General features: G+C 67.3%; 26 protein-coding genes and 1 pseudogene. 17 read left to right on the top strand and 10 right to left on the bottom strand.

Translation table 11 applies throughout. From position 1 onward, the window contains the following. Positions 1-23 precede the first annotated feature (23 nt). Positions 24-2,225, top strand: a complete 2,202-nt coding sequence (parC, locus tag ACP7A5_RS11160) for a DNA topoisomerase IV subunit A (RefSeq protein WP_426041982.1) — start codon at positions 24-26, stop codon at positions 2,223-2,225. Continuing rightward, positions 2,222-2,572 carry an arsenate reductase gene (locus ACP7A5_RS11165; protein WP_426041983.1) on the top strand — a complete coding sequence of 117 codons (351 nt, stop codon included), beginning with the start codon at positions 2,222-2,224 and terminating at the stop codon, positions 2,570-2,572. The genes parC and ACP7A5_RS11165 overlap by 4 nt, the downstream gene beginning before the upstream one ends. A 373-nt stretch (positions 2,573-2,945) precedes the next feature. Here the strand turns inward: ACP7A5_RS11165 and ACP7A5_RS11170 are convergent, their stop codons facing one another. Further along, complete coding sequence (locus ACP7A5_RS11170; RefSeq protein WP_426041984.1) at positions 2,946-3,185, bottom strand: hypothetical protein; 240 nt, start codon at positions 3,183-3,185, stop codon at positions 2,946-2,948. 227 nt (positions 3,186-3,412) lie between these two features. Here ACP7A5_RS11170 and ACP7A5_RS11175 point away from each other — a divergent pair, with 227 nt between their 5' ends. Genes ACP7A5_RS11175 through ACP7A5_RS11185 form a run of 3 tightly spaced genes read left to right on the top strand, consistent with a single transcriptional unit; the run spans position 3,413 to position 4,671 of the window. Continuing rightward, a complete protein-coding gene (locus tag ACP7A5_RS11175) occupies positions 3,413-3,814 on the top strand; it encodes a hypothetical protein (RefSeq protein ID WP_426041985.1) in 402 nt (133 codons plus the stop codon). Positions 3,815-3,839: 25 nt separating this feature from the next. Beyond that, positions 3,840-4,382: an RNA polymerase sigma factor gene (locus tag ACP7A5_RS11180; RefSeq protein ID WP_426041986.1), complete on the top strand. Its 543-nt coding sequence runs from the start codon at positions 3,840-3,842 to the stop codon at positions 4,380-4,382. Next, positions 4,372-4,671 carry a hypothetical protein gene (locus ACP7A5_RS11185; RefSeq protein ID WP_426041987.1) on the top strand — a complete coding sequence of 100 codons (300 nt, stop codon included), beginning with the start codon at positions 4,372-4,374 and terminating at the stop codon, positions 4,669-4,671. The genes ACP7A5_RS11180 and ACP7A5_RS11185 overlap by 11 nt, the downstream gene beginning before the upstream one ends. Here ACP7A5_RS11185 and ACP7A5_RS11190 read toward each other — a convergent pair. Beyond that, entirely contained in the window at positions 4,668-5,192 is a 525-nt protein-coding gene (locus ACP7A5_RS11190; RefSeq protein WP_426041988.1) for a hypothetical protein, read from the bottom strand. The genes ACP7A5_RS11185 and ACP7A5_RS11190 overlap by 4 nt on opposite strands. Positions 5,193-5,406: 214 nt before the next feature. Here ACP7A5_RS11190 and ACP7A5_RS11195 point away from each other — a divergent pair, with 214 nt between their 5' ends. The 9 genes and pseudogenes from ACP7A5_RS11195 (at position 5,407) to ACP7A5_RS11235 (ending at position 13,793) form a co-directional block, all read left to right on the top strand. Next, positions 5,407-5,817, top strand: a complete 411-nt coding sequence (locus tag ACP7A5_RS11195; RefSeq protein ID WP_426041989.1) for a DUF6249 domain-containing protein — start codon at positions 5,407-5,409, stop codon at positions 5,815-5,817. A gap of 40 nt (positions 5,818-5,857) precedes the next feature. Then, positions 5,858-6,421, top strand: a complete 564-nt coding sequence (locus ACP7A5_RS11200; protein WP_425990921.1) for an RNA polymerase sigma factor — start codon at positions 5,858-5,860, stop codon at positions 6,419-6,421. Continuing rightward, complete coding sequence (locus tag ACP7A5_RS11205; RefSeq protein WP_426041990.1) at positions 6,411-6,830, top strand: hypothetical protein; 420 nt, start codon at positions 6,411-6,413, stop codon at positions 6,828-6,830. Before ACP7A5_RS11200 ends, ACP7A5_RS11205 begins: the two co-directional genes overlap by 11 nt. Positions 6,831-6,910: 80 nt before the next feature. Further along, positions 6,911-7,810: pseudogene (gene panB, locus ACP7A5_RS11210) on the top strand (3-methyl-2-oxobutanoate hydroxymethyltransferase). A 47-nt stretch (positions 7,811-7,857) separates the two neighbouring features. Beyond that, positions 7,858-8,628 (top strand): tetratricopeptide repeat protein, encoded by a 771-nt coding sequence (locus ACP7A5_RS11215; protein ID WP_426041991.1) that lies wholly within the window; start codon positions 7,858-7,860, stop codon positions 8,626-8,628. A gap of 29 nt (positions 8,629-8,657) precedes the next feature. Further along, complete coding sequence (locus tag ACP7A5_RS11220; RefSeq protein ID WP_426041992.1) at positions 8,658-10,109, top strand: PQQ-binding-like beta-propeller repeat protein; 1,452 nt, start codon at positions 8,658-8,660, stop codon at positions 10,107-10,109. 32 nt (positions 10,110-10,141) lie between these two features. Then, entirely contained in the window at positions 10,142-11,755 is a 1,614-nt protein-coding gene (gene der / locus ACP7A5_RS11225; RefSeq protein ID WP_426041993.1) for a ribosome biogenesis GTPase Der, read from the top strand. Between the two features lie 362 nt (positions 11,756-12,117). Further along, positions 12,118-12,513, top strand: a complete 396-nt coding sequence (locus ACP7A5_RS11230) for a c-type cytochrome (protein WP_426041994.1) — start codon at positions 12,118-12,120, stop codon at positions 12,511-12,513. Next, the gene (locus tag ACP7A5_RS11235; protein WP_426041995.1) at positions 12,513-13,793 is read left to right on the top strand and encodes an NRAMP family divalent metal transporter; all 1,281 of its coding nucleotides are present in this window, start codon (positions 12,513-12,515) and stop codon (positions 13,791-13,793) included. The genes ACP7A5_RS11230 and ACP7A5_RS11235 overlap by 1 nt, the downstream gene beginning before the upstream one ends. Positions 13,794-14,001: 208 nt before the next feature. On the opposite strand, the gene ACP7A5_RS11240 is transcribed toward ACP7A5_RS11235, so the two are convergent. The 5 genes from ACP7A5_RS11240 to radA all read right to left on the bottom strand — a co-directional run bounded on the left by ACP7A5_RS11240 (position 14,002) and on the right by radA (position 18,884). Further along, positions 14,002-14,757 (bottom strand): SDR family NAD(P)-dependent oxidoreductase, encoded by a 756-nt coding sequence (locus ACP7A5_RS11240; RefSeq protein WP_426041996.1) that lies wholly within the window; start codon positions 14,755-14,757, stop codon positions 14,002-14,004. Positions 14,758-14,797: 40 nt separating this feature from the next. Next, positions 14,798-15,142: a VOC family protein gene (locus ACP7A5_RS11245; RefSeq protein ID WP_426041997.1), complete on the bottom strand. Its 345-nt coding sequence runs from the start codon at positions 15,140-15,142 to the stop codon at positions 14,798-14,800. Between the two features lie 64 nt (positions 15,143-15,206). Beyond that, on the bottom strand, positions 15,207-16,721 hold the full coding sequence (gene purF / locus ACP7A5_RS11250; protein WP_426041998.1) for an amidophosphoribosyltransferase: 1,515 nt from the start codon (positions 16,719-16,721) through the stop codon (positions 15,207-15,209). Between the two features lie 29 nt (positions 16,722-16,750). Further along, positions 16,751-17,347: a CvpA family protein gene (locus ACP7A5_RS11255; RefSeq protein ID WP_426041999.1), complete on the bottom strand. Its 597-nt coding sequence runs from the start codon at positions 17,345-17,347 to the stop codon at positions 16,751-16,753. 169 nt (positions 17,348-17,516) lie between these two features. Then, positions 17,517-18,884, bottom strand: a complete 1,368-nt coding sequence (gene radA / locus ACP7A5_RS11260; RefSeq protein WP_426042000.1) for a DNA repair protein RadA — start codon at positions 18,882-18,884, stop codon at positions 17,517-17,519. A 149-nt stretch (positions 18,885-19,033) separates the two neighbouring features. Here radA and ACP7A5_RS11265 point away from each other — a divergent pair, with 149 nt between their 5' ends. Continuing rightward, positions 19,034-19,666 (top strand): hypothetical protein, encoded by a 633-nt coding sequence (locus ACP7A5_RS11265; protein ID WP_426042001.1) that lies wholly within the window; start codon positions 19,034-19,036, stop codon positions 19,664-19,666. A gap of 13 nt (positions 19,667-19,679) precedes the next feature. Beyond that, entirely contained in the window at positions 19,680-20,297 is a 618-nt protein-coding gene (locus ACP7A5_RS11270; RefSeq protein WP_426042002.1) for a DUF1176 domain-containing protein, read from the top strand. On the opposite strand, the gene alr is transcribed toward ACP7A5_RS11270, so the two are convergent. Continuing rightward, a complete protein-coding gene (alr, locus tag ACP7A5_RS11275; RefSeq protein WP_426042003.1) occupies positions 20,288-21,331 on the bottom strand; it encodes an alanine racemase in 1,044 nt (347 codons plus the stop codon). The two genes, ACP7A5_RS11270 and alr, sit on opposite strands and share 10 nt — an antisense overlap. A 129-nt stretch (positions 21,332-21,460) precedes the next feature. On the opposite strand from alr, the gene gltX reads away from it, so the two are divergent. Next, positions 21,461-22,810 (top strand): glutamate--tRNA ligase, encoded by a 1,350-nt coding sequence (gltX, locus tag ACP7A5_RS11280; protein WP_426042004.1) that lies wholly within the window; start codon positions 21,461-21,463, stop codon positions 22,808-22,810. Positions 22,811-22,851: 41 nt separating this feature from the next. On the opposite strand, the gene ACP7A5_RS11285 is transcribed toward gltX, so the two are convergent. Together ACP7A5_RS11285 and ACP7A5_RS11290 are read right to left on the bottom strand one after the other, a co-directional pair. Further along, complete coding sequence (locus tag ACP7A5_RS11285; RefSeq protein WP_426042005.1) at positions 22,852-23,160, bottom strand: CC_3452 family protein; 309 nt, start codon at positions 23,158-23,160, stop codon at positions 22,852-22,854. A 131-nt stretch (positions 23,161-23,291) separates the two neighbouring features. Next, entirely contained in the window at positions 23,292-23,897 is a 606-nt protein-coding gene (locus tag ACP7A5_RS11290; protein WP_426042006.1) for a TIGR00730 family Rossman fold protein, read from the bottom strand. Positions 23,898-23,915: the final 18 nt, after the last annotated feature.

The raw sequence follows: 23,915 nt of genomic DNA on the forward strand, positions 1-23,915 counted from the left end.
TCGCCTGAGTGATTCGCAGCCCCATGACCATCCACACCCCACCGCCCGAAGGCGGCCGTATCGTCGACGAACCGATGGCCGAGGCGCTGTCGCGCCGCTATCTGGCCTACGCCCTGTCGACGATCACCAACCGGGCCCTGCCGGACGTGCGCGACGGGTTCAAGCCGGTGCACCGGCGGATCATGTACGCCATGCACCAGATGCGGCTGAACCCGCAGGCCGCGGCGCGGAAATGCGCCAAGGTCGTCGGCGAGGTCATGGGCACTTATCATCCTCATGGCGACGCCTCGATCTATGACGCTCTGGTCCGCCTGGCCCAGGACTTCGCCCAGCGCTATCCGCTCGTCGACGGGCAGGGGAACTTCGGCAATATCGACGGCGATAACGCCGCAGCCATGCGCTACACCGAGTGCAAGCTGACGGCGGCGGCGGTGCTGCTGATGGACGGAATCGATCAGGATTCCGTGGACTTCCGCCCCACCTATGATGACCAGGACGAGGAGCCGGTGGTCCTGCCGGCCGGGTTCCCGAACCTGCTGGCCAACGGATCGTCCGGGATCGCCGTCGGCATGGCGACCTCGATCCCGCCGCACAATGTCGGCGAGCTGGTCGATGCCTGTCTGCTGCTGTTGGACCGGCCGGAGGCTACGACGGCTGAACTGGCCGAGATCGTCCCGGGGCCGGACTTCCCGACCGGCGGCGTGGCCGTCGAGGGCCATGTCTCGATTCTGGAGGCCTATGAAACGGGGCGGGGTGGGGTGCGTCTGCGGGCGCGCTGGGAGCGGGAACCGCTGGAGCGCGGCGGCTATCAGATCGTCATCACCGAGGTCCCGTATCAGGTCCAGAAGGGCAAGCTGATCGAGGCCCTGGCGGAGCTGATTGAACAGAAGAAGGCCCCGCTGCTGGGCGATGTGCGCGACGAGTCGGCCGAGGACATCCGCGTCGTCATCGAGCCCAAGAGCCGAAACATCGACGCCGACAGCCTGATGGAGAGCCTGTTCCGGCTGTCGGACCTGGAGATCCGCTTCCCGGTCAACATGAACGTGCTGGATGCGACCGGCACGCCGCACGTCATGGGTCTGAAGCCTTGTCTGCAGGCCTTCCTGGATCACCGGCGCGAGGTGCTGAACCGCAGGTCGCAGTGGCGGATCGAGCGGGTCGAGAAGCGGCTGCACCTGCTGGAAGGGCTCAGGATCGTCTTCCTGAACCTGGACGAGGTGATCCGGATCGTGCGTGAGGAGGAACAGCCGAAGGCTGTGATGATCGCCCGATTTGGCCTGACCGAGATGCAGGCGGACTACATTCTTGACACCCGACTGCGTCAGCTGGCGCGGATCGAGGAAATGGCGATCGAGAACGAATACAAGGCTCTGGCCGAGGAACTTGCGAACCTGCAGGCACTGTCATCCTCGCCCGCCAAACAGTGGAAGAAGATCGGACAGGAGCTGGCCGCGACGCGCAAGGCCATGGTCTCACCGCGCCGGACGACGATCGCCGAGGCCGTGGATGCCTCGGCCTTCGTGACCGCCGAGGCCTTCATTCCCAGGGAAGCGATCACGGTGATCCTCTCCGAGCGGGGCTGGATTCGCGCTGTAAAAGGCAAGGTCGACGATCCTTCCGAGCTGAAGTTCAAGGAGGGGGACAGCCTCGGCTTCTTCGTGCCAGCGTTCACGACCGACAAGCTGCTGGTGGCGGCTTCGGATGGCCGGGTGTTCACGGTCGGGGCCGACAAGCTGGCCTCCGGGCGTGGGCATGGCGAGCCGCTGAGATTGATGATCGAGCTGGAGGAGAGCGCGGGCATCATCGCGGTCCTGGCGCACCAGCCGGGCTCGAAATTGCTGATGGCGTCCAGGGCCGGTTACGGCTTCATCGCGCCGGAAGACGAGCTGCTGGCCCAGAAGCGCGGCGGGAAACAGGTGCTGAACGGCGACCTGCTGGCTGTGATCCGGGTTACCGGCGACCATATCGTCACCATCGGCGAGAACCTGAAGACCCTGATCTTTAAGGCCGAGGAACTGCCCGAGATGGGCCGTGGCAAGGGCGTGAAGCTGCAATCCTTCAAACAGGGCGGCCTGACCGACATCGCGGTCTTCACCGGCGACGTCGGGCCGGAATGGGTCGACGGCGGCGGACGCCGTCGCAACTGGCCGGACTGGAAGGACTGGCTCGGCAAGCGCGCCGGGGCGGGGCGGATGGGACCGCGCGGCTTGAGGAAGTTCCGGTGATCCCGACCCTCTACGGCATCCCCAACTGCGACACGGTGAAGAAGGCGCGGGTCTGGCTGGATCAGAACGGCCGGGCCTTCCTGTTCAATGACTACAAGAAGGCCGGGATTGATCGGGCGTCGCTGGAAGGCTGGGTCGCCGAGCATGGCTGGGAGACGGTTCTGAACAGGAACGGCACGACCTTCAAGGCGCTGGGTGCGTCCGACAAGGAGGGGCTGGATGCCGCGAAGGCCATCGCCCTGATGCTGGCGCAGCCGTCGATGATCAAACGGCCGGTGCTGGACCTGGGGGACCGGACGATCGTCGGATTCAAGTCCGCGCTCTATGAGGCGGCGTTCCTAGCCTGAGCCGTGTCCGGTCGGTCCGGACGAAAAACACCCTGACAAAACGGACGCAACGGGCGAAATCGGAAGAATTCGTCTGGAAAATCAGAGGTGGCTTGCGGATGGGGCCGATCGGATTTGTCCGAACGGCGGGCGGATGCTGGACGTGTCAAAGACCGGCCTGCGGAGATGGTGGGCGTTCTTCGCGAGCGCAAGGCATGAATAGGAAATAAATCCTCTCCGCCTCCAGAATCCCGATCATCTCCGCAGAGGCGGGGACCCAGTGCTTTCGTTGGGCACGGTGCGTGGGATCAATACCAGTGCAAAGTCCGGCCGGCGCCGAGCGCCCACAGAACTGGGTCCCCGCCTCCGCGGAGATGATCGGAGGGTGGGGACGTTACCCCTCGACGTCCGTCGCCGGGCGGTCGTGGCCGTCGGCGCGTTCGGTGACCCAGTCGCCGTTGCTGTCGGCGTATTCGATCATGGCGTTGTCGTCGGACACCTTCTGCTCGCGGGCGGCGCGGACGGCGGCGGCCTTGGCGGCGTCGTGGTCGGGGAAGGTCTCGGAGAAGGTGTCGCCGACCTTGTAGGCCCAGCCGCCGTCATGCTCGACGATGCGATAGGTGACGTGGCTCATGATGCGACTCCGGTGGGGGGATTTCGATCTGGATCGTAGCTCCGCTAGTCCGGCGCTGCGATCCAGCTTTTTGCTTTTTCGCATTCTTTGCTGCGAACCGGTGTCCACTTCGCTGGCGAATGCTCCAGATGGCATTTTCTTCGCCGACGTGCATCCATTCATCCGGTCGGCGCCGACCACTCATCGAAAGCGCGGGCGATGGGCCGGCGCCCAAGGGGTGAATGACGATGGTCGAACTGTTCCAATCCTTCTGGTGGCTTCTCTTCCCGCTCGGTTGGTTCATCTTCGGCGGCTTCAACGCCATGGTGAACTACTACCGCCAGAAGAACGTGCTGAAGATCATCAAGACCTACGCCGACCGGGGCGAACAGCCGCCCGAGGCGCTGCTGAAGATCGTCGAGCAACCGATCGACGATCGCCACGAGTACACGCAGAACAGGCGGATGGACGACGGCAACGGTTTCTCGGTCGTGCTGTTCGGGATCATGGCCGTGGGCTTCGGCTACGCCAGCTGGTCGAACATGTACGGGGCCGGCGACGCCTTCCTGATCGTGGCCTTTGTGATGGGCGCCCTGGCCGCGGCCTCGCTGGTCTCGAGCCTGCTCGGCCGTCGACGCCGCCGGGACTGAATGTCGGTCCGTGGGGGGCAGGAGGATGGACGGCGCCTCAGTGGATGTGGGGCTGGTGGCGGCCGCGCGCGCCGGTTCGGACGCCGCCTTCGCGCGGCTGGTCGAGCGGCACCAGGCGCCGGTGCGGGCCTTTCTCAGGCGGCTGCTGGGTCGCAATTGGGACGAGGCGGACAACCTGGCCCAGGATGTATTCGTGGCGGCCTGGGGTTCGCTGGGGCGGCTGAAGGATCCGGCCGGTGTGCGGTCCTGGCTGTTCGGCATCGCCTGGCGCAAGGGGCAGGACCGGATCCGGTCGGGCCTGCGATCGCAGGCGCGCGACCGGTCGTGGCTGGACGAAACGGCCCCGACGGGCGGGATCCCGGAAGAGGACCGGCTGGCCCTGGCCGATGCGATGGCCGGACTGCCGGCGGACCAGAGGGCCTGCGTCGCGCTTTGCCTCGCAGACGGCTGGTCGCATTCGGAGGCGGCCGAGGCGCTGGGCCTGCCGCTCGGGACCGTAAAGTCCCATGTCGCGCGGGGCAGGGCGCGATTGCTGGCCGCGCTGACGGGAGGGTCCGATGACGCCTGAGGAGCGGCTGAACGCATTCTTCGCCGAGGCGATGCCGGCGACGCGCGACCTGGGCTTTCAGGCCGGGGTCGCCGAGCGGGTCGCCCGTCGGCGCGCGGTCGCCACCGTCGTAGCCCTGATCCCGTGGACCATCGCGGCCATGGTGCTGTGCTGGGCCGTCGGACCGATGATGGCGCCCGTGGTCGAGGGCATGGGCCAGACCCTGGCGCCCGCCGCCGCCATCCTGATGCTGACGGGGCTGGGCGTGGTCGTGCTGACGGCGTCGGCGCGGCGGCTGAGGCCGCTCTAGGCGGCTTCGAGAGCCTCAAGCTCCTGCTCGTCGGCGTCCATATACTGGAGGCAGCGGTCGCGTGACGCCCGGAGAGATCGTTCGGTGATTGCGGCGACCAGCGGGCGCGCCGCCTCGTGGTCAGCGTCGGCGCAGACGAAATAGTAGCTGCCATGCTCGGGGATCAGGGCGAGGACGCCCGCAGCGTTGTGCACCAGGGCCTGGCTGAGAGCGTAGTTGAGGCCCTCCGCATATTCGCCGTCGGTCTCGGGGGCGATCGCGGGAACGAGCGCCAACCATGCCGGATCGCCGGTGGCCATGCCGTCGAACACCTTCTGAATACCGGTAGGGTCCGCAGGACCGGTGAGTACGGCGACGGTGTGGGCCGCTCCGTCGGCTGCGATCAGGTCGGCGACGTGTGCGGCGGTCAGGGCCTGCGGCTCGGCCGTCTCGGTCTCGGCCGTTGCTTTGGTCCTCGGAGAACAGGCGGCCGCGAGGGCTGCGCAGAAGACGAAGGTCAGAAGCTGAGGGCGACGAATCATACGAAGTATCCTGCGATCTGATTGATCTTGAAGAGACGCTACGGGGTTCGCCGAGGGTTCGCCATGCGCGGATGCGACCTGTCAGGATGGGTCAGACGTCACCTTACGAAGATTTCACGTCGTCAATCGCATCCGTTGAGCCTCGCCGGCGCCTCTTGTGATCAGAAGGTTCGGGCATCAGGCTCCGGCCCATCATCGAAAGAGGGGATATCCCATGGAAGACTTCATTCCGATCTTCGCCATCTTCGCCGTCTTCGGCTCCATCACGGCCATCATCGTCGGCCCGACCTATTTCAAGAGCCGTGAACGCCGCGAGATGCAGGCGACTGTCCGCGCCGCCATCGACAAGGGACAGCCCCTGCCGCCGGAGGTCATCGACGCGCTGAGCACGGAAGCGACGAAGAACATCCCGTCGCGCAGCCGCGACATCCGCCGGGGCATCATCTGGCTGGCCGTCGGCATCGGCATGGCCGCCTTCAGCCTGATCAACGACCTGCGGGGCTTTGGTGACGACTGGAACGACGGCCCCAACTTCGATGGCGGGCTGCTGGGCATGGCGGCGATCCCGATCACCATCGGACTGGCCTTCATCGTCCTCAGCTTCTTCAACAAGAACAAGGACTGAGCGCGGTCAGGCATCTCCAGGAAAGTTGGGGGGAACTGTCATGCCCAAGGCCCTAATGGATCACCACGACGTCGAACTCGCCGCCCTCGCGGCGGCGGGGGGACGGCGGGAGTTCGGTGAACTGGTCCGCCGCCACGGCTCGGCCGTGCGGTTCCTGCTGCGCCGCATGGGAGCTCAGGTCGCCGAGGCCGACGACGTCGCCCAGGACGCCTTCCTGCAGGCGTTCGAGAAATGCGCCGAGTTCCGGGGCGAGGGCACCTTCGCCGCCTGGGTCAAGCGGATCGCCGCGCGCCTCTATCTGAAGCGCAAGGCCAGGGACGCCCGCTACGTCGCGGAAGTCGAACCGGGCGAGGACGATGCGGCTCCCGCACGCGATCAGGCGGGGCTGGTCGACCTCGACGAGGCGTTGAAGGGGTTGAACGAAACCGAACGTCTTTGCGTCTCCCTGTGTCATGGCGCGGGGCTGTCTCATCCCGAGATCGCCACGGCCATGAATCTGCCGCTTGGAACGGTGAAGTCTCATGTCAAACGTGGTCTGGATAAACTCCGCGCCCGGCTTTCGCCGGATGTCGGACAGTCGGGGAGGTCGACCCATGTCGGCTGATGAATTCGATCCGATGATCGAGCGGCTTTTCGCCCGCTCGCCCCAGATGGCCGACGCCGGCCTGTTCGTGGCCGAGGTCGAGACGAAACTGCATTCGTCCAGCCGGGTGCGCACCCTGGCCCTGACCATCGCCGGCCTGATCGGCGGGGTCATCGCGGTCAGGGAATCGGTGAACCTGAACCTGCATCTGTCGAACGATCAGGCCCCCGTGGCCGGCCGGATGATCGGACAGGGGTTGGAGGCCGCCAGCCTGAACGTCCAGGACGCGGTGGGCTCCGGCCTGTCGCAGCTTGGCCTGTCGGAGCTCACGCTGGGCTCGATGGGCGGGATGCAGTTGTTCTGGATCGCCGCCGGGGCCTTGATCGCCTTCGCGGCGGCGGGCGTGGTGAGGCTGTCGCAAGACGTGTGATTGAGGACATGCCGGCAAGGGGGCGGGTCGACGGAACCGGCCCGACCCCCAATCTCTCCGCCGCCATCAGCGGAGCATCCATGTCGAGCCAGAAACAGGAAGTCGTGAAACGGATCACGGTCCCGGAGATCACCGCTCGCAAGGGCGGCAAACCGATCGTGATGCTGACCGCCTAGGATGCGCCGACGGCAGAGATCATGGATCCTCACTGCGACGTGCTTCTGGTCGGCGCTAGCCTGGGCATGGCGGTGCACGGCATGACCTCGACGGTCGGGGTGACGCTGGAGACGATGATCCTGCACGGCCAGGCGGTGATGCGGGGCTCGAAACGGGCCCTGGGGGTCATCGACATGCCGTTCGGCAGCTATGAGGCCGGGGTCGAACAGGCCTACGCCAACTCCGTCCGCATCCTCAAGGAGACCGGCGCCCAGGCGGTGAAGGTCGAGAGTGGCCCGGAAGTGCCCGCCACCATCGAATATCTCGTGAAGCGCGGCGTGCCGGTGATGGGTCACGTCGGACTGGTGCCGCAGTCGATCAACATCGACGGGTCGTTCAAGGCGAAGGGGCGGGAAGCGGCGGAGCATGAGCGAATCCTGCAATCCGCGCATGACACGGCCGACGCCGGGGCCTTCTCCGTGGTCATCGAGGGCGTGGCGGAAGGTCTGGCTCGCGAGATTACCGAGGCGATCGCCAAGCCCACCATCGGCATCGGCATCGGCATCGGCGCCTCGGCGGCCTGCGACGGACAGGTGCTGGTCACGCCCGACACGCTGGGGATGTTCGACTGGACCCCGAAATTCGTACGGAAATACGCCGATCTGCGCACAGAGATCGGCCGCGCGGTCGAAACCTATGCCGCCGATGTGAGAGCCCGCCGTTTTCCTGCCGAAGTCGAGACCTACTTCTCCAAAAAGGCCGGCTCTGCCGTAGCCCCCGTCTTGTCTTCAAGAGGCGTTGCGAGGGCGAGGGGGACCCTCTAGGGTCCGCGCCGATTGGCTTTTCAGCGTTTTTTGGGGCGGCTCCGCTAGTGACTGATGTCTTCGAAGAGGTCGAGGAGGAGATTCGCTCCGAACGCCTCAAGCGCCTGGCGCGCAACTGGCTTCCCATTCTGGGCGGCGTCCTGCTCGTCGCGCTCATCGCCGCCCTGGCCTGGTGGGGCTGGCAGAGCTTCCAGACCAGCCGCGCGAATGCGGGCTCGATCGCCTATCAGCGCGGCCTGGAGTCCCTGCAGACCGGCAACTCCGCGGGGGCCGAGACCGCCTTCGCCGAGGCCGAGAAGGCCGGCAACGGCGCCTACAAGGCTCTGGCCCTCCAGCAGCGCGCCGGCCTGGCCGTCGCCGCCAACCGCATTCCGGACGCCATCCAGCTGTTCGACGACGCCGCCAAGGCCTCGGGCGATCCGATCCTGCACGATACGGCCGTCTACAAGTCGGCGCTGCTGATGATGGACAACGGCGCCACCCTTGAAACGCTGGAAGCGAAGCTGGAGCCCCTGACCAGGGAGGGCCGGCCCATGCTGGCCTTCGCCCAGGAAGCCCTGGGCATGGCCCGCCTGCAGTTCAACAAGCCCGCCGAGGCCCGCGAGGTCTTCGTGCTGCTGACGCTCGGCCAGGACGTTCCGGATTCGGTGCGCCAACGCGCGCAGGCCGCCATCGGCATGATCGATACGGGCGTCGCCGCAGGCCTGCCGGCCATCGTGGCGGCGCAGGCCGTGACGCCGCCGGCCCCTCCCGCCCCGACGGCCGAACAACTCGCCCAGGCCGCGCAAGTCCAGGCCGCCCAGGCTGCCCAACCGTGAAGACCCGCCTGATGACGACCGGAGTTCGGATGACGACCGTAACGCGCGTGCTGAAGACCGCCATCGTCCTGGGGCTCGCCGCCTCGCTGGCGTCCTGCGCCTCGGCGCGGCGCATCCTGCCGTTCGGGCTGGGTGAGGACAATGAACCCCAGGCGACGGCGAGCGAAGGACAACGCGTCTCCATCCTGGCCTTCGATCAGCAACTGGCTCCAGCGGCCGGGCTGGCCGGTCGCGACTTCTTCCTCCCGGGGCCCGTGGCCGCGACGTCCTGGCCGATGCCGGGCGGCAACGCCGAGGCCTCGATCGAGCATGTGATCGCCGCGCCGCAGTTCACCATAGGCTGGCGGCGGCGCATCGGCTCCGGCTCGACGCGCACGCGTCAGGTCATGGCGCCGGTCGTGGCCGACGCCGGCAAGGTCTTCGTCATGGATGGCGAATCGACGGTCACGGCCGTGGACGCCGCCTCGGGCGACGTGGTCTGGAAGGTCGATGTGAAACCGACCGGACGTGAGGCGGCCGGTGGCGTCTCCGCCTTCGGCCTGCCCATTCCCTTCGTCAGCGAGGGCGGCGGATCGCTCAGCGGCGGGTTCGGCGGCGGCGTGGCCGTCAGCGGCGGCAAGGTCTTCGTCGCGTCCGGCTATCGCACCATGACGGCGCTGGACGCCGCGACGGGCGCCGTGGTCTGGACCCAGCCGGTCGATGTGCCGATCCACGGCGCGCCGACGGTCGCGGGCAGCCGGGTCTATGTCATCGACGTCGACAACCAGATCATCGCCTTCAACACCACGACCGGGCTGCAGGACTGGTCCTATCGCGGCATCGTCGAGCCGGCCCGCGTCATGCGCGCGTCCAGCCCGTCGGTCAGCGGCGACACGGTCATCGCGCCCTTCTCGTCCGGTGAAGTCGTCGCCCTGCGCGCCACCAACGGCCAGCCGGTCTGGAACCAGGTCCTGTCGCGCACCAGCCGCACCAGCGCCCTGTCGGAAATCCGAGACATTGCCGGTCGCCCGGTGATTTCGCGCGGCTTCGTCTATGCCGTCAGCCACTCCGGCGTGCTGCAGGCGATGGACATCCGCACCGGCCAGCCCAAGTGGACCCTGCCGGTCGCGGGCGTCAACGCGCCCCTGCCGGCCGGCGACGTCGTCTATGTCGTGTCCAAGTCGGGTGAATTGACCCTGATCAACCGCGACTCAGGCGCCGTCTACTGGACGCGCGACCTGAACGAGGGTCGCGTGCGTCAGGAGGGCGGATTCCTGGGCTTCTTCGACCGCACCGTGCGACCGGAATGGTCGGGTCCGATCCTGGCGTCGAACCGGCTGGTTCTGGTCAATTCGGACGGCGAGGCCGTGGCCTTCGATCCGAAGACCGGCGCCCTGACGGCCACGCTGAACCTCGGCGCACGCGCCTATATCGCTCCGGCCGCCTACAACGGCGCGCTTTACGTCCTGACCAACGACGGCGAACTGATCAGCATTCGCTGACCAAAGACCGCAAAATACGCTAGAAGGCCGACATGGCACTGAAGCTCGCCATCGTCGGCCGCCCCAATGTGGGCAAGTCGACACTGTTCAACAGGCTGGTCGGCAAGCGCCTAGCGCTGGTCGACGATCGCCCGGGCGTGACCCGTGATCGTCGCTACGCCGACGGCAATATCGGCGACATGGACCTGACGCTGATCGACACGGCGGGTTACGAGGACGTCAACGACGACAGCCTCGAATCGCGGATGCGCGAGCAGACCGAGCTGGCGCTGGAAGACGGCGATCTGATCCTGTTCATGATGGATGCGCGCGAGGGGGTGACCTTGCTGGACCAGATCTTCGCCGAGCGGCTGCGCAAGCAGCACAAGCCGGTCATCCTGCTGGCCAACAAGTCCGAGAGCCGCGAGAGCGGAGGCGGTGTCGGCGAGGCCTATTCTCTGGGCTTCGGAGAGCCTGTCGCCATCTCCGCCGAGCACGGCGAGGGCATGGCCGACCTCTATGCCGCGATCCGCGACGCCTCGGTCGACATGTACATCGAGGAGGTCGACGAGCCCGACAAGCCGATCCGCATCGCCATCATCGGCCGCCCGAACGCCGGCAAGTCGACCCTGATCAACCGTCTGATCGGCGAGGACCGGCTGCTGACCGGCCCCGAGGCCGGGATCACGCGCGATTCCATCTCGGTGGACTGGGAATACGATGGCCAGAACATCCGCCTGGTCGACACGGCCGGGATGCGTCGCAAGGCCAGGGTCCAGGAGAAGCTGGAGAAGCTGTCGGTCGCCGACACCATCCGCGCCATAACCTTCGCCGAGGTCGTCGTCCTGGTCATGGACAAGGACAACGCCTTCGACGTCCAGGATCTGCAACTCGCCGACCTGGTCGAGCGCGAGGGCCGGGCGCTGGTGTACGTAGCCGCCAAATGGGACCTCGAAGAGGATCCCCAGGCGCGCATGGCCGAGTTGAAGCATCTGGCCGACGACAAGCTGCCTCAGTTGAAGGGTTCGCCTTTCGTCGCCCTGTCGGCCCACTCAGGCCGCGGCGTCGACCGGCTGATGCCGGCGGTGCTGAAGGCGCACGAGACCTGGTCGGTCAAGGTCAAGACCAAGGACCTCAACGACTGGCTGTCCCTGGCGACCCAGAGGCACCCGCCGCCCGCCGTCGACGGCAAGCGGATCAAGACCAAATACATGGCCCAGACCAAGGCCCGCCCGCCCACCTTCGTGCTGTTCGCCAGCCGGGGCGGCAATCTGCCCGAGCACTACATCCGCTATCTGACCAACTCGATCCGCGAGAGTTTCGACCTGCCCGGCGTGCCGATCCGGCTGACGGTCAAGGGCGGGTCGGAGAACCCCTATGCGACCGGCGGCGCCAAGTCGGGGCCGGAACGCTACAAGGGCGACGCCAAGACCGCGCCGCGCGCTGTCCGCAAGAAGGCGGAAGAGGAATCGCATCTGCCCGGCAAGGCGCTGGAGCAGAAGAAGACCCGCGTGGCCAAGCCGCGCATCATCGGGGCGGTGAAGAGCAGCGCATCGAAGAAGGCCGGGTCATCGGTCGCCGTGCAAAAGGGCGCGCGCGGCGGGGCGAGGCAGGTCTCGCGGTCGGGACGTGTGCGGACCGGGCAGAAACACGCGCCGAAGAAGTAAGGGGGTAAGCCGGGGTTTGTGCCGGAATCGCCTGACGTTCCTCGACATGTAGTGTCCGGTATTTGACCGCAACCCGCTGACCGCTTTCGACCCTTTGCGGTCATTCGGTAGGCCCGACCGACAGCTGGCTGACAGGTCCGGTGAGGCCGATCAACTTGACGCGCACTTTTCGGGCAATCAGTCTGACTTAACCAAGCGACCCCTCGACGGGTCAGACCTCTATGGCGCATTCAAAAAGGAGCGGTCTTTTGGCTATGCGGTGACAGAAAGCCCTGCGGGATGACCAGGGTTACGAGTTTGACCCAAGTCAAAGCCGCTGTCGGCGGCCCAGCCCATTTTCCTGTCAAACTAGGACGATGCCAATGCGCACCCGCGCGACCGCCACCCTTCTGACTGCGCTCGCGCTTTTCGTTTGCGCGCCTCACCCTGCGATGTCCGTCGCTCAGACCGCCCAGGAGGTGCCTCCTCCCAACTGGGCGGCCCTCGACGAGGAGGCCGCAGCGAGGGGTGCCGCGATCGCTGAGGGTGTCTGCGCCAGTTGTCATGCCGTCGGTTTGTCTGGGGTCAGCCCCTATGCGGCCGCGCCTCCCTTTCGCGACATCGTCGCGCGGCGTCCGCTCGATGAGATCGAGACGGCCATGGCTCAGGGGTTGGTGACAACCCACCCGGCGATGCCGCCCTTCACCTTCCGGGCGGGCGAGATCGACGATCTGATCGCCTACCTCGAGACGGTGCGTCAGGCCGGACCCCGCGGCTAGTGACGGGCAAACGAACTGAACGGTCAGGCGCGCGTGCCCTCCTCACGCGTCTGGGCCCAGGGCTCGTCACCGGCGCGGCCGATGACGATCCCAGCGGCATCGGCACCCACAGTCAGGTAGGAGCCCAGTTCGGCTACGGGCTAGCCTGGACCTTCGTGCTCAGCTTTCCGCTACTGTTCGTCATCCAGCAGGTGGCGGCCCAGATCGGTCGGGTGACGGGGGGCGGCATCGCCCGCAACGTCCGACGTCACTATCCCCCCCCTCTTCTGTGGGGCGTCGTGACCCTGCTGCTGATCGCCAATGTCATCAACCTGGGGGCCGACCTCAGCGCGATGGGGGCAGCGCTCAGTTTGCTGACCGGTGGAAAGAGCGCACTCTACACCCTGCTCTTCGACGTCTTCTGCGTGGTGATCGAGGTGGCCCTGAACTACGCGCGCTACGCCGCCGTCCTGAAATGGGCGACCCTGTCGCTGCTGAGCTACTTCGCGGTCGTCGCGGTCGCGGGCGTGCCTTGGGGGCGGGCCCTGACCTCGCTGGTTGTGCCCGAGATCCAGTGGAACGCGGCCTATGCCACTGCGATGGTGGCCATCCTGGGGACCACGATCAGCCCCTATCTGTTCTTCTGGCAGGCCGGTCAGGAGATCGAGGAACAGCATCGTCACCACGCGAAGCCCCTGTGCATCGCGCCGCGTGAGGCCGGGCCAGAGCTAGAACGCATCCGCCTCGACACCCTCGTTGGCATGGCGTTCAGCACCCTGGTGTCGCTGGCGATCGTGTTCGCCACGGCGGCGACCCTGAACGCCCACGGCATCACCGACATCGCGACTTCCGCCCAGGCAGCGGAGGCGTTGCGACCAATTGCCGGGCCCTTCGCCTTCGCTTTGTTCGCGGTCGGCATCATCGGTACAGGCTTGCTGGCCGTGCCGGTCCTGGCCGGGTCGGCCGCCTATGCCGTCACCGAGATGGTCGGGGTCGCGGGAAGCCTCGACGCCAAACCGATGCGCGCGCGCCTGTTCTACGCCACTATCGCCGTGACCACTCTGTTGGGAGCCTCGTTGAACTACATCGGCATTGACCCGGCGCGAGCCCTGTTCTGGGCGGCGGTGGTCAACGGGGTGCTCGCAGCCCCCCTGATGGCAGTGATGATGCTGATCGCAGGCAATCCCCGCGCCATGGGGCGGCTGACGCTTTCCCGCGGCGCGACGATCGCGGGATGGACGGCAACGACGGTCATGGCCGGGGCGACGGCGGTCTTCTTCGTGACCGCGCTTTGGCGCTGACTCACATCAATCATCCCGAGGCTTGGTGGCAGCTCTCGCCGTTCGCTCAGCGAGGAGTAGCTTCCGAAATCGAATGTCCGGATTCCGGCAATCGATCGATGACCGCTTCTGGCGCAGAGACGCCTCCGGTCCCGTTCTAGGCGCAGGTCCGCGTTCCACCCGTCTCGGACATCACGCCGGTCCGCTTTCTGGCGGGGTGAGCGGCCCTTCAGATCAGCGCGCCCGACCCCAGCCCGGCCTTCCACTCCCGAAAACTCGCCCTCAACGCCGGCGTCAGGTCGCCGCGCGCGAGCTCGACCACCAGCGGCCCGATCTCCGACGGATGGGTCAGCGTCTCGAGGTCCTCGCCCGGGAAGGCCTGGGCCCGCATCTGGGTGCGCATGCGGCCGGGGTCGAGGACGCTGATGCGGACGGATGTGCTCTCGATCTCGTCGGCCCAGGCCAGCATCAGGGCCTCGGCGCCCGCCTTGGTCGCGGCGTAGAGGCCCCAGAAGGCCTTCGGCTCGCGGGCCAGACTGGTCGTCAGGTGGATCACGCGTCCGGCGTCGGAGGCGCGCAGCAGGGGCTCCAGCGAGCGGATCAGGCGGTAGGTGGCGGTGAAGTTGGTCTTCTCGATCTTGGCGAAGCCGCGCGGGTCGATGTGGCTGACGGGCGTCAGGCCCTGGGCGCCCAGGGTGGCGGCGGCGTTGACCCAGATGTCGAGCTTGCCGAACCGGCCGAAGATGGCGCCGCCCAGACGGTCGATGCCGCCGCCGTCGATCAGGTCGAAGGGCACAAGGGTCGCGTGACGGCCGGTGGCGGCACAGATGGCGTCGTCCAGCTCCTCGAGAGCGCCCTGTGTCCGCGCCGTGGCGACGACGTGGGCGCCGGCGACGGCCAGGGCCAGGGCGGCCTCATAGCCGATGCCGCGTGAGGCCCCGACGACGAGGGCGATACGGTCTTGAAGCGGGAGGGCGTCGGTCATCGCGCCTGATAGCGCGCCGACCGAACCGGCGGAAGACGGTTCAGAACCCTTCTCCGGCCTGCCACAGGCTGAAGCTCACGCCCTGATCGTCGTGGACGGCGCAACTGAGGCCGGTAGGGCTTTCGGCCGGGATCGCGGACTTGCCCCCGAGCGCGTTCACCCGCGCGCAGGTCGCAGCGATGTCGTCGACACGGAAATACAGGTTGGCGTAGTCGCGGGCGCGCTCGACCTTGGTGAAGCCGAACGGCGGATTGCTGTCGGCGACGTGGGCGTAGGTCAACTTCGACGCGTCGTCGTCGAAGGTCCAGCCGAACAGGGCGCCGTAGAAGGCCTTGGCCCTGGCGATGTCCACGGTGTCGAGGGTGAAGTAGCCGAGGTTGATCATGGCTTCCTTGCCTGGGCGCGATCCTGTCCGAAAACCGGCGTCCACTGTCTCGGGATCGCGCCTGCTAAGCGCTGACCAGCAGGGAAAGTTGCCGGCTGACCGCATCGCGGCCGCCTTCCTCGATCTCGCGGTCCACCAGACGGGTCGGATAGTCGCCGGTGAAATAGTGGTCGGTGAACTGGGGTGCGGCGTTGTTGCGGGCCGTTTCGCCCATCGCCTTGTAGAGGCCGTCGACCGACAGGAAGCCGAGCGAGTCTACCTCGAGCATCTGGCGCATCTCTTCCATCGTCTTGTTGGCGGCGATCAATTGGTCCCGCTCGGGCATGTCGATGCCGTAGAAGTCGGGCCACAGGATCGGCGGGCTGGCGGAGCGCAGGTGGACTTCGGTGGCGCCGGCGTCGCGGACGGCGCGGACCAGTTTCACCGAGGTCGTGCCGCGCACGATGGAGTCGTCGATCAGGACGACGCGCTTGCCCTCGATGACCGACCGGTTGGGGCTGTGTTTCATGGCCACGCCCTTCTGGCGGGCGCCCTGGCTGGGCTGGATGAAGGTGCGGCCCAGATAGTGGCTGCGGATGATCCCCATCTCGTAGGGGATGCCGCTCGCCTGGGCGTAGCCGAGCGCAGCCGGGACGCCGGAGTCGGGGACAGGGACGACGACGTCGGCCTCGATCGGGAACTCCCGGGCCAGGCCTTCGCCCATCCGCTTGCGCACGCCATAGACAGAGCGGCCGTTCACGACGCTGTCCGGGCGCGAGAAGTAGACGTATTCGAACAGGCAGGGGCGGGCGGCGCGGGCCGGGAAGGGCTTCAGCGAGCGCAGGCCCTCGTGGTCGATGACGATGACCTCGCCATGCTCGACGTCGCGGACGAAGGTCGCGCCGATGGTGTCCAGTGCGCAGGTCTCCGACGCCATGACCCAGGCGTTGCCGATCTTGCCGAGCACCAGCGGGCGGATGCCCAGCGGATCGCGCGCGCCGATCAGCTTGGTGCGGGTCTGGGCGACCAGGGCGTAGCCGCCCTCGATCCGCGCCAGGGCGTCGATGAAGCGGTCGACGATCTTGGCCTTACGGCTGCGGGCGATCAGGTGGAGGATGACTTCGGAGTCCGAGGTGGACTGGAAGATCGAACCTTCGCCGACCAGCTGGTTCCGCAGATAGTGGAAGTTGGTCAGGTTGCCGTTGTGGGCGATGGCGATGCCGCCCTGGTCCAGGTCGGCGAACATCGGCTGGATGTTACGCAGGAAGCTGCCGCCGGCGGTCGAATAGCGGGTGTGGCCGACGGCCGCCGAGCCCGGCATGCGTTTGGCCAGGTCCGTGCCGCCGAAAGCCTCGCCCACATGGCCCATATGGCGTTCGGTGTGGAAGCGCTCGGCATTGACCGAGGCGATGCCGCAGGCTTCCTGACCGCGATGCTGCAGGGCGTGCAGGCCGAGCGCGACGATGCCCGAGGCCTCGTCCTTTTCGGCGCCCCAGACGCCGCAGACGCCGCATTCGAGGCGCGGATGGTCGTCGTCCGCGTCTCGATAGTGCTCCCGGTGAACGACCGGGGGCTGGATGTCGTGAGGAAAGCTGCGCATCGTGGGGGCTCCGATGACAGGCGAAATTCTTAGGGGGCGGCGGACGGGCGCGAGTTAGGGCTGGTTTGGGGCGAGGGCAAGGCTTGATCGCCGGAAAAGCCTCTGCGGACGGACGAATCGACCACGGGGCTGATGGCGTCGGCGCCGCGGCCGATGCCGGGCAGGATGATCTGGATGGTGCGGGCGGCCCCGGCGCTGACCGGACGCAACGTCGCCTCCGACAGCCAGCGCGGCGTTCGCTCGCCCGGCATGGCCGCCACGATCACCAGATGGATGGCTCCCAGCAACACCAGCGAGCGTGCGGCGCCGACGAGGATGCCGATGAACCGGTCGACGCCGCCGAGGGTCGGATGGGCCTGGGCCCGCCGGGACAGGATCGAGCCGAAGATGCGGATGCCGAAATAGACCAGCAGGAAGGACGCTATGGCAGCGGCGATGGAGCCGGCCCAGTCCGGGTCGATCAGGGCCCGCCCAAGCGGCGCCGTCAGCGGCAGGGCGACCAGGGCGAGAAACGCCGCCAGCACGAAGCTGAGCAGGGTGATAAGCTCGCGGGTACCGCCGCGAACCCAGCCGGCGGCGGCTGAGGCGAGGATGACGATAATCGCGAAGAGGTCGAAGCCGGTCATGCAGATGTCTCTTCCCCGTTCGCGCCTTCGCAAATGGGGAGGGGGACCACGAAGCGGTGGATGGGTTCTATAGTCCTGGTTGACGGCGATCGTTTCAAGCAAGAACCCCTCCGTCTCTTCGCTTCGCTACGAGCCACCTCCGCATCTGCGATGGGGAGGTGACGTAGGCTCAATACCTGTTCTGCGAGATTCGTTCGACGGCTTCCGTCAATCGGCTGACGCCTGTGATCAAAACGTCGCCGCTCTTGACTGTCAGGGGCGGGGAGAGGGCCTGGTCGAAACCGAGCTTCCGGGCTTCGCGCAGCCGGGCTTCGGCGCGGCCCACGGCGCGCACCTCGCCTGACAGGCTGATCTCGCCGAAGACGATGCAGCCCTGGGGCAGGGGCATGCCGGTGGCCGAGGAGATCAGGGCCGCCGCAGCGGCGAGGTCGGCGGCGGGTTCATTGATGCGCAGACCACCCGCGACGTTCAGATAGACGTCCTGGTCCCCGAAGCCGAAGCCGCAGCGCGCCTCGAGCACCGCCAGCACCATGGCGAGACGGCCGGTCTCCCAGCCGATGACGGCACGGCGCGGGGTGCCGTAGGCGGATTTGGAGACCAGGGCCTGGATTTCGACCAGGACGGGACGGCTGCCCTCGATGCCGGCGAAGACTGCGGCGCCCGGTGCGCGATCCTTGCCTTCGCCGAGGAAGAGGGCCGACGGGTTGGACACTTCGCGCAGGCCTGCGTCCCCCATCTCGAACACGCCGATCTCGTCGGTGGCGCCGAAGCGGTTCTTGCCGGCGCGCAGGATGCGGAAGGGGTAGCCGCGCTCGCCCTCGAAGCTGAGGACCGCGTCGACCATGTGTTCGACCACGCGGGGGCCGGCGACCTGGCCGTCCTTGGTGACATGGCCGACCAGGACGACGGCGGGGCCGCCGGCCTTGGCGAGGCGGACCAGTTCGCCGGCGCAGGCGCGGACCTGGGTCACCGAGCCGGGCCCAGCCTCATGGGCGTCGGACCAAAGGGTCTGGATCGAATCGACGATGACGATGTCGAATTTTTCGCGCTTCAGCGTGCTGAGGATGTCGCGCAGCGCCGTGGCGGAGGCGAGCTGAACCGGCGCTTCGGACAGCCCCATCCGCCTGGCCCGGGCGCGAATCTGTTCGATCGCCTCCTCGCCGGAAATATAGGCGACGCGGGCGCCCGAAAGGGCGGCGCGGCCGGCGACGTCGAGAAGCAGGGTCGACTTGCCGACGCCGGGATCGCCCGAGAGAAGGATGGCCGAGCCGGGCACGACGCCGCCGCCGCAGACGCGGTCGAACTCGGTCACGCCGGTGACGATGCGCGGCGGCTCGGGCGTTTCGGACAGCAGGGATTCGAACTGCAGGCCCCGCGCCCTGGCCGTCGATGCGGGTTTCAGGGCGCCGGGGGGCGAGGCCGAGCGGCCCTCCTCGACGATGGTGTTCCACTGGCCGCACGACCCGCACTGGCCCGACCACTTGCCGTGGACGCCCCCGCAGGACTGACAAACATAGATCGCACCGTCTCTGGCCATGGGAACGGCTTACAGGAGTCGCGAGCGGCGGGGCAGGGGGCGGTTTCAGGCCTGCGACCGTTTCAGACGTGGGCGGTGACCGTCAGGATTGACCCGCTTGCGCGGGCGGCCGAAACGCCGTTCGCTGCGTTCAGACCTTGGGGGAAGATATGAAGAGCATCTGTATTGCGGCCATCGCCGCGCTCGCCCTGGGCGCGTGCCAGCAGGGGGCTGAAACCGAGGCTCCGGCCGGAGTGGCGAGTCCGTCGCCGGCCGTTTCGGACGCGGCTGTGGCGCGCATTCTGGCCATCCCGGTGGCGGACCGGTGCGGAAGCGATTGGCCCGGTCATGCGGCCCCGACGGCGAACCAGGTCATCGATCTGGGCGGTGGCGCCTTCGCGGTCCTGACCGACTGCTACCCGGCCGAGGAGGGGCAGGCGCCATGGAAGAGCCTGCACACCCAGGGCGCAGACGGGGTGCTGAAATCCCAGTCGCTGATCGTCTTCAATGGCCCGGAGGCGGAGTTCGACGAAGGCTTTGACTGGGAGCCAAGCCTAACGTCGCAGTCGACTTGGGATGCGGCGGCCAGGGAACTCGTCTGGTCGGACACGGTGGGGCCGAACGATGGCGAGACGTCGACCCAGACGCGCACCATGCGCTGGAGCTGGGACGGATCCAGGCTGGCGATGCTGAGCGCGGTCCGCGTGACCCATGCGACGCCTGGAGCGCCTGCGACCGGCGAGGTCACCGGTTGGCCCGCGGCCGGCAAGACCGACCCGACCCCGCCCGCCACTCCAGTCTAGGCGGAGAGACCCTATGAACAGATCCATGATCTGCGGCGTGGCCGCGATGGCTCTGCTGTCGGCCTGTCAACAACAGACGCCGACCGCAACGGACGCTGGCCCGGCTCCTGACGATGCGATCACCGCCAGGTTCGAAGCCCTGAAGGCCTCCGCCCTGACGATGGTGAAGGCGGATGAGGACTGCGTGTTGCCCGAGCCGATGGAGAGCGAGCGCACCGTGGAGGCCGTCGATCTTGGAGGCGGTGATGTCGCCGTGCTTGTCGTCTGTTCGACCGGCACAGCGGACCAGTGGAGCCGGGTCTATGTTTCCGAGGACAACGGAGCGCCCGTCCACGTCCCTCTGCCGTTCTACAAATACCAAGGCGCGGACGGCTGGATGACCTGGGACGCGATGTCGAACATGTCATGGGATGCTGCGACCCGGACTTTTGCAGGATCGACCCGCCTCCAGGCGACGGGATGCGCCGAAGGCGCCGAATGGCGCTGGGACGGCGCGCGGCTGGTGCTGGCGCGCCAGTGGCACATGGACTGCGGGGCGATCGGGGCGGACGACGAGCTGCCGGATCCGGTGGACGACTTCCCGACCACCCCGCCGACTGAACAGCCGGCTTTGATCGCGCCTCAGGCCTGACCGAGGTAGCGGCGCTCGCAGCGGTTGCCGATGGACGTCAGCAGTTCGTAGCTGATCGTCCGGGCGGCCGTGGCGGCGTCGTCGACCGGACGGTTGGCGCCGAACAGTTCGACCCTGTCGCCGACCGAGACCTCGGCGCCGGTGATGTCCACGGCGATGACGTCCATCGACACGCGGCCCAGCAGCGGGCGCAGGGCGCCTGCGATCCAGACCTGTCCGTTCGGGCTTGAGCTGCGGAACACGCCATCGGCGTAGCCGGCGCCGCAGGTGGCGATGCGGCGGGGTCTGTCGGCGATGAAGCCGCGGGAATAGCCCACACTCTCACCGGCGGGGAGGTCGCGGATCTGGAGCACTTCGGCGGTCAGGGTGGCGACGGCCTTCAGTCGGTCGTCCGGTCGGCCCTCGGGACCGCCACCGTACAGGCAGATGCCCGGGCGGACGGCGTCGAAGGCATGGTCGGGACCGAGGAAACAGCCGCCGGAGTTGGCAAAGGACTTCAGCGCATCCGGATAACGTCCTGAAACGGCTCCGAAGGCGTCGCGCTGGCGCCGGTTCATCGGTTCCGCCGGATCGTCGGCGCAGGCGAGGTGGCTCATGACCAGTTCGAGTCCGTCGAACGGCTCCGGCGCGTCTTCCGGGCGGAAGCCCAGGCGGTTCATGCCGGTGTCGATCTGAAGCCCGCAGGCTCCGCCGCCGGCCGCATTCCAGGACGCGATCTGGTCGCCGTGGTTGAGGATCGGGCGCACGTCCGCAGCCTTCAGCGCCGCAGCTGCGTCTCCCACGCAGCCGTCCAGCACATAGATGGCTGGTTCCGGCCCGAGAGCCTCGCGCAGGGCGACGCCCTCGTCCATTCGCGCCACGAAGAAGGTCCGCGCGCCTTCTGCCAGCAGCCGCCTGGCCACCGGAACGGCGCCGAGGCCATAGGCATTGGCCTTCACTACCGGATGGACGGGCACGCCGGACACCGCTTTCAGCGCATGGAAGTTGTGCGAAAGCGCGTTCAGATCGACGGTCAGGGAGGCGGGCGCGGTCATTGACGCCTTATGCCGCAAGATCGTTGCGGGAAAAGCCGAAAAGCGACCGAACTGCCGGATCGCGGCTGTCCTTGACTTGGGGCGGCGCGTGACCGACCTACGCGCCTCGCTTTCAAGGTCTCCCGATCCATGTCCGTCAAGGTCCGTTTCGCCCCGTCGCCCACCGGCAAGCTGCATGTCGGCAACGTCCGCACCGCCCTGGTCAACTGGATGTTCGCCAAGGGCCAGGGTGGATCCTTCGTCCTGCGCATCGACGACACCGACCTTGCCCGCTCGACGCCGGAGTTCGAACAGGGGATCGAGGACGATCTGACCTGGCTCGGCCTGCTGTGGGACGAGCGGTACAATCAATCGAAACGGTTCGAGCGCTACGACGACGCGGCCGAACGGCTCAAGAAGGCCGGGCGTCTGTATCCGGCCTGGGATACGTCCGAGGACCTGGATCGTCGCCGCAAGGTGCAGCTGTCGCGTGGTCTGCCGCCGATCTACGATCGCGCGGCCCTGGCCCTGACCGACGAGGAGAAGGCCGCGTTCGAGGCCGAGGGTCGCAAGCCGCATTGGCGCTTCAAGCTGGACGGCCGCCGGGTCGCCTGGGAGGACCTGTCGCGCGGTCATGCAGAGGTCGATACCGCCTCGATGTCGGACCCGGTGTTGATCCGCGAGGACGGCCTCTATCTCTACACCCTGCCGTCGGTCGTCGACGACATCGACATGGGCATCACCCACGTCATCCGGGGCGAGGACCATACGACCAACACCGGCGCCCAGGTCGAGATCTTCGAGGCTCTGATCGCCGCCGGCCTGGGAACGACCGTGCCGAACTTTGCTCACATGCCGCTGCTGGTCGGCGCCGACGGAGCGGCCCTGTCGAAGCGTCTGGGCTCGCTGTCGGTCGCCGAGATGCGGGAGCAGGGCTATGAGCCCATCGCCATCACCAGCCACCTGGGCCGGATCGGCACCTCGGACCCGCTGGAGGTTGCCGCCGACATCCATGCCCTGGGTCTGGGCTTCAGCTTCGACAAAATGGGCCGGTCACCGGCGCGTTACGACACCGAGGATCTCGACCGGCTGAACGCTCAGGCCCTGCACGGCATGCCCTATGCGACGGCCAGGGCGCGACTGGAGGCGCTCGACTGCGATCTGGGCGAGATGTTCTGGGACGGGGTGAGGGCCAACCTGACGAAGTTCAATGACGTCGTCGATCTGGCGCGGATGGTGCGGGGACCGGTGACGCCGGTGATCGAGGATCCGGCCTTCGCGGCGGCGGCCCTGGCCGTGCTGCCGGAGGTGATCGATGCGGGCGCGTGGTCGGCCTGGACCAATGCGGTCAAGGAGAGCACCGGCGCCAAGGGCAAGGCCCTGTTCATGCCGCTGCGCCACATCCTGACGGGTCAGGCTCACGGCCCCGACATGGCGACGATCGTGCCGCTGATCGGGCGCGAACGGATCGAGAAGCGGCTGAAGGGCGAAGTCGCCTAGCAAAAAGAAAAAGGGGCGGCCCATCGGGCCGCCCCTTTTGCTCAGGCGTTGCAGACGGCCAGTTGCTCGGCCGTGAGGGTCGTACCCTTCCACGAGAACTCGGTCACCGGGCCCAGGCGGGCCGCGACGCGGCGGCAGGCGCGAGGGGCCGGTTGATCCGCGCCGCCCGAGGCGGTGCAGGTCTGGCCCTGACAACGCCAATTGGCGCCGTCGATGACGGTGGAGCGGGTCGGGACGCGGGAGGCGTCGGCCAGGACGACGCGGGTGGCGGCGGAGGACGGGGCCTGGGCGACGGCGGAAGCCGCAGCGAAAGCAGCGCAGAGGGCGAGCAAGGGGAGGACGGCGCGCATGGGGAAACTCCGGTGCAGAGAACGGACCGACAGGGTCCAGCATCAACACCGACATAGTGCGTTGTTATTCGAAACTGTCAATCCGCGTTTTCAAACGGGACGGACTTCGGAGTTGACTGACCAATGATTACTTATCGCTGGTCATGTTTCAAGACGGGCGAGGCGTCAGTCTGTCGCATCGCCTCGATCGCATCCTCGACCGTGTCGCAGACGACCCAGGCTTGCAGGAAGGAGGGCGGGGTGAAGCCGGTCTCAACGCTCTGGCGCATCAGGGCGAAGAAGATTTCCCAGAAGCCGTTGATGTTGAGGAAGATCACCGGCTTGCCATGCAGGTCCAGCCGTTTCCACGACAGCAGTTCAACGACCTCCTCCAGGGTGCCGATGCCGCCCGGGGCGACGACGAAGGCGTCCGACTGGTCGTACATCAGCTGTTTGCGCTCATGCATCGAGGTGACGACGATGGTCTCGACCTCGTCGAACAGGCGTTCGCGGCTGCGCAGGAAGGCCGGCATGATGCCGACGACCCGCCCGCCGGCCTCATGCGCCGCCCTGGCCGAGGCGCCCATCAGGCCGACGCCTCCGCCGCCATAGACCAGACGCCAGCCTTCGCGCGCCGTCGCCGCGCCGAACGCCGCGGCCGCTGCGGTGAAGATCGGATCGGCCGCGTCGGACGACCCGCAGAACAGGCAGACCGACTGGCCGTCGAACGGAGCGATGGTGGGGATTGACGCCGACATGAACCCTCGAGACGAGAC

The sequence above is a fragment of the Brevundimonas sp. TWP2-3-4b1 genome, from assembly GCF_049897665.1.
Classification (GTDB): domain Bacteria; phylum Pseudomonadota; class Alphaproteobacteria; order Caulobacterales; family Caulobacteraceae; genus Brevundimonas; species Brevundimonas subvibrioides_B.